A 5,236-nucleotide genomic window follows, 5' to 3' on the forward strand; every position below is an offset into this window, starting at 1 on the left:
TATTGACAAAGGTAGGTTAAGGTGATAGAATAATGGAGTTGTCTCGAGCGATCAGTTAACAGTGAAGAAACGAAATAAAAAAAGTTTCAAAAAAGTGTTGACAAGTTTCGCAAGAAATGATAAACTAAGATAGTTGTCGCGAGAGAGCGATGATGAACAAGACCTTTGAAAATTAAAGAAGACGAACCAAACGTGCAGGGTGATTTATCTAAGGATAAATCGTCAATAACGAAAAAAACAATAAAACGGAAAGCTAGTGATAGCTTGAGTTTGAATCAAAACTTTTTATGAGAGTTTGATCCTGGCTCAGGACGAACGCTGGCGGCGTGCCTAATACATGCAAGTGGAACGCACTTGTTTCACCGGAGCTTGCTCCACCGAGATAAGTGAGTCGCGAACGGGTGAGTAACGCGTAGGTAACCTGCCTCATAGCGGGGGATAACTATTGGAAACGATAGCTAATACCGCATAACAGTATTTACCGCATGGTAGATACTTGAAAGGAGCAACTGCTTCACTATGAGATGGACCTGCGTTGTATTAGCTAGTTGGTGGGGTAACGGCTCACCAAGGCCTCGATACATAGCCGACCTGAGAGGGTGATCGGCCACACTGGGACTGAGACACGGCCCAGACTCCTACGGGAGGCAGCAGTAGGGAATCTTCGGCAATGGGGGCAACCCTGACCGAGCAACGCCGCGTGAGTGAAGAAGGTTTTCGGATCGTAAAGCTCTGTTGTAAGAGAAGAACGGGAGTAGGAGTGGAAAATCTACTCTGTGACGGTATCTTACCAGAAAGGGACGGCTAACTACGTGCCAGCAGCCGCGGTAATACGTAGGTCCCGAGCGTTGTCCGGATTTATTGGGCGTAAAGCGAGCGCAGGCGGTTTGATAAGTCTGAAGTAAAAGGCTGTGGCTTAACCATAGTACGCTTTGGAAACTGTCAAACTTGAGTGCAGAAGGGGAGAGTGGAATTCCATGTGTAGCGGTGAAATGCGTAGATATATGGAGGAACACCGGTGGCGAAAGCGGCTCTCTGGTCTGTAACTGACGCTGAGGCTCGAAAGCGTGGGGAGCGAACAGGATTAGATACCCTGGTAGTCCACGCCGTAAACGATGAGTGCTAGGTGTTGGGTCCTTTCCGGGACTCAGTGCCGCAGCTAACGCATTAAGCACTCCGCCTGGGGAGTACGACCGCAAGGTTGAAACTCAAAGGAATTGACGGGGGCCCGCACAAGCGGTGGAGCATGTGGTTTAATTCGAAGCAACGCGAAGAACCTTACCAGGTCTTGACATCCCAGTGACCGTCCTAGAGATAGGATTTTTCTTCGGAACACTGGTGACAGGTGGTGCATGGTTGTCGTCAGCTCGTGTCGTGAGATGTTGGGTTAAGTCCCGCAACGAGCGCAACCCCTATTGTTAGTTGCCATCATTCAGTTGGGCACTCTAGCGAGACTGCCGGTAATAAACCGGAGGAAGGTGGGGATGACGTCAAATCATCATGCCCCTTATGACCTGGGCTACACACGTGCTACAATGGCTGGTACAACGAGTCGCAAGTCGGTGACGGCAAGCTAATCTCTTAAAGCCAGTCTCAGTTCGGATTGTAGGCTGCAACTCGCCTACATGAAGTCGGAATCGCTAGTAATCGCGGATCAGCACGCCGCGGTGAATACGTTCCCGGGCCTTGTACACACCGCCCGTCACACCACGAGAGTTTGTAACACCCGAAGTCGGTGAGGTAACCATTTGGAGCCAGCCGCCTAAGGTGGGATAGATGATTGGGGTGAAGTCGTAACAAGGTAGCCGTATCGGAAGGTGCGGCTGGATCACCTCCTTTCTAAGGAAATGGAACCTGTACGTTAGTCTTCTTTAATTTTGAGAGGTCTTGTGGGGCCTTAGCTCAGCTGGGAGAGCGCCTGCTTTGCACGCAGGAGGTCAGCGGTTCGATCCCGCTAGGCTCCATTAACAACGGAAGTTGTTAAAGTTTTGTCCATTGAAAATTGAATATCTATCAAACATTCCTGATGTATCGAATAAGATACATTAAGAAATAGTAACAAGAAAATAAACCGAAAACGCTGTGAATATTTAATGAGTTTTCTAATTTTTGAAAAAAGTTAGGTTAATAAGGTTAAGTTAATAAGGGCGCACGGTGGATGCCTTGGCACTAGAAGCCGATGAAGGACGTGACAAACGACGAAATGCTTTGGGGAGTTGTAAGTGAGCGAAGATCCAGAGATGTCCGAATGGGGGAACCCGGCAGGTTGATGCCTGTCACTCACTACTGTTAAGGTAGTGTAGAGGAAGACGCAGTGAACTGAAACATCTAAGTAGCTGCAGGAAGAGAAAGCAAAAGCGATTGCCTTAGTAGCGGCGAGCGAAACGGCAGGAGGGCAAACCGAGGAGTTTACTCCTCGGGGTTGTAGGACTGCAATGTGGACTTAAAGATTATAGAAGAACTACCTGGGAAGGTAGGCCAAAGAGAGTAATAGCCTCGTATTCGAAATAGTCTTTATACCTAGCAGTATCCTGAGTACGGCGAGACACGCGAAATCTCGTCGGAATCCGGGAGGACCATCTCCCAACCCTAAATACTCTCTAGTGACCGATAGTGAACCAGTACCGTGAGGGAAAGGTGAAAAGTACCCCGGAAGGGGAGTGAAATAGAACCTGAAACCGTGTGCCTACAACAAGTTCGAGCCCGTTAATGGGTGAGAGCGTGCCTTTTGTAGAATGAACCGGCGAGTTACGATATGATGCGAGGTTAAGTTGAAGAGACGGAGCCGTAGGGAAACCGAGTCTGAATAGGGCGCCTTAGTATTATGTCGTAGACCCGAAACCATGTGACCTACCCATGAGCAGGTTGAAGGTGCGGTAAGACGCACTGGAGGACCGAACCAGGGCACGTTGAAAAGTGCTTGGATGACTTGTGGGTAGCGGAGAAATTCCAAACGAACTTGGAGATAGCTGGTTCTCTCCGAAATAGCTTTAGGGCTAGCGTCGACATTAAGAATCTTGGAGGTAGAGCACTGTTTGGATGAGGGGGCCATCTCGGTTTACTGATTTCAGATAAACTCCGAATGCCAAAGATTTATGGTCGGCAGTCAGACTGCGAGTGCTAAGATCCGTAGTCGAAAGGGAAACAGCCCAGACCACCAGCTAAGGTCCCAAAATAATTGTTAAGTGGAAAAGGATGTGGGGTTGCACAGACAACTAGGATGTTAGCTTAGAAGCAGCTATTCATTCAAAGAGTGCGTAATAGCTCACTAGTCGAGTGACCCTGCGCCGAAAATGTACCGGGGCTAAAACAATTTACCGAAGCTGTGGATAACACTTAGGTGTTATGGTAGGAGAGCGTTCTATGTGTGAAGAAGGTATACCGTGAGGAGTGCTGGAACGCATAGAAGTGAGAATGCCGGTATGAGTAGCGCAAGATGGGTGAGAATCCCATCCACCGTAAGACTAAGGTTTCCAGGGGAAGGCTCGTCCGCCCTGGGTTAGTCGGGACCTAAGGAGAGACCGAAGGGTGTATCCGATGGACAACAGGTTGATATTCCTGTACTAGAGTATGAAGTGATGGAGGGACGCAGTAGGCTAACTAAAGCGGGCGATTGGAAGTGCCCGTCTAAGCAGTGAGGTGTGATATGAGTCAAATGCTTGTATCTGTAACATTGAGCTGTGATGGGGAGCGAAGTTAAGTAGCGAAGTTAGTGACGTCACACTGCCGAGAAAATCTTCTAGCGTTGTATCATACTCTACCCGTACCGCAAACCGACACAGGTAGTCGAGGCGAGTAGCCTCAGGTGAGCGAGAGAACTCTCGTTAAGGAACTCGGCAAAATGACCCCGTAACTTCGGGAGAAGGGGTGCTCAGTTAAACTGAGCCGCAGTGAATAGGCCCAAGCAACTGTTTATCAAAAACACAGCTCTCTGCTAAATCGTAAGATGATGTATAGGGGGTGACGCCTGCCCGGTGCTGGAAGGTTAAGAGGAGGGTTTAGCGTAAGCGAAGATCTGAATTGAAGCCCCAGTAAACGGCGGCCGTAACTATAACGGTCCTAAGGTAGCGAAATTCCTTGTCGGGTAAGTTCCGACCCGCACGAAAGGCGTAATGATTTGGGCACTGTCTCAACGAGAGACTCGGTGAAATTTTAGTACCTGTGAAGATGCAGGTTACCCGCGACAGGACGGAAAGACCCCATGGAGCTTTACTGCAGTTTGATATTGAGTATCTGTACCACATGTACAGGATAGGTAGGAGCCTATGAAGTCGGGACGCCAGTTTCGACAGAGGCGCTGTTGGGATACTACCCTTGTGTTATGGCTACTCTAACCCGGATAGGTTATCCCTATCGGAGACAGTGTCTGACGGGCAGTTTGACTGGGGCGGTCGCCTCCTAAAAGGTAACGGAGGCGCCCAAAGGTTCCCTCAGAATGGTTGGAAATCATTCGCAGAGTGTAAAGGTATAAGGGAGCTTGACTGCGAGAGCTACAACTCGAGCAGGGACGAAAGTCGGGCTTAGTGATCCGGTGGTTCCGTATGGAAGGGCCATCGCTCAACGGATAAAAGCTACCCTGGGGATAACAGGCTTATCTCCCCCAAGAGTTCACATCGACGGGGAGGTTTGGCACCTCGATGTCGGCTCGTCGCATCCTGGGGCTGTAGTCGGTCCCAAGGGTTGGGCTGTTCGCCCATTAAAGCGGCACGCGAGCTGGGTTCAGAACGTCGTGAGACAGTTCGGTCCCTATCCGTCGCGGGCGTAGGAAATTTGAGAGGATCTGCTCCTAGTACGAGAGGACCAGAGTGGACTTACCGCTGGTGTACCAGTTGTCTTGCCAAAGGCATCGCTGGGTAGCTATGTAGGGAAGGGATAAACGCTGAAAGCATCTAAGTGTGAAACCCACCTCAAGATGAGATTTCCCATAACTTTATGTTAGTAAGAGCCCTGAGAGATGATCAGGTAGATAGGTTGGAAGTGGAAGTGTGGCGACACATGTAGCGGACCAATACTAATCGCTCGAGGACTTATCCAAAAAATAAACTAGAGTCAATATTGACAGCGTTGGTAAAACTTGTTAGAATATAGATATTCAATTTTGAGTTGACAAGACTCAGTAGTTAAGTGACGATAGCCTAGGAGATACACCTGTTCCCATGCCGAACACAGCAGTTAAGCCCTAGAACGCCTGAAGTAGTTGGGGGTTGCCCCCTGTGAGATACGGTAGTCGCTTAGC

The 5,236-nt window shown here is 49.2% G+C and carries 1 tRNA gene and 3 rRNA genes; all 4 read left to right on the top strand.

Going from position 1 to position 5,236, the window contains the following annotated elements:
- The first annotated feature begins 283 nt into the window (after positions 1 to 283).
- The 4 genes from JNG37_RS09705 to rrf all read left to right on the top strand — a co-directional run bounded on the left by JNG37_RS09705 (position 284) and on the right by rrf (position 5,236).
- Positions 284 to 1,839: ribosomal RNA gene (locus JNG37_RS09705) — 16S ribosomal RNA — on the top strand.
- Positions 1,840 to 1,891: 52 nt separating this feature from the next.
- A tRNA-Ala gene (locus tag JNG37_RS09710) sits at positions 1,892 to 1,964 on the top strand.
- 167 nt (positions 1,965 to 2,131) lie between these two features.
- Positions 2,132 to 5,035 (top strand): 23S ribosomal RNA (locus JNG37_RS09715).
- Positions 5,036 to 5,120: 85 nt separating this feature from the next.
- Positions 5,121 to 5,236 (top strand): 5S ribosomal RNA (gene rrf / locus JNG37_RS09720).
- The 16S, 23S and 5S rRNA genes sit together here with 1 tRNA gene alongside, the layout of an rRNA operon.

This window comes from Streptococcus suis (assembly GCF_016775005.1).
GTDB lineage: Bacteria > Bacillota > Bacilli > Lactobacillales > Streptococcaceae > Streptococcus > Streptococcus suivaginalis.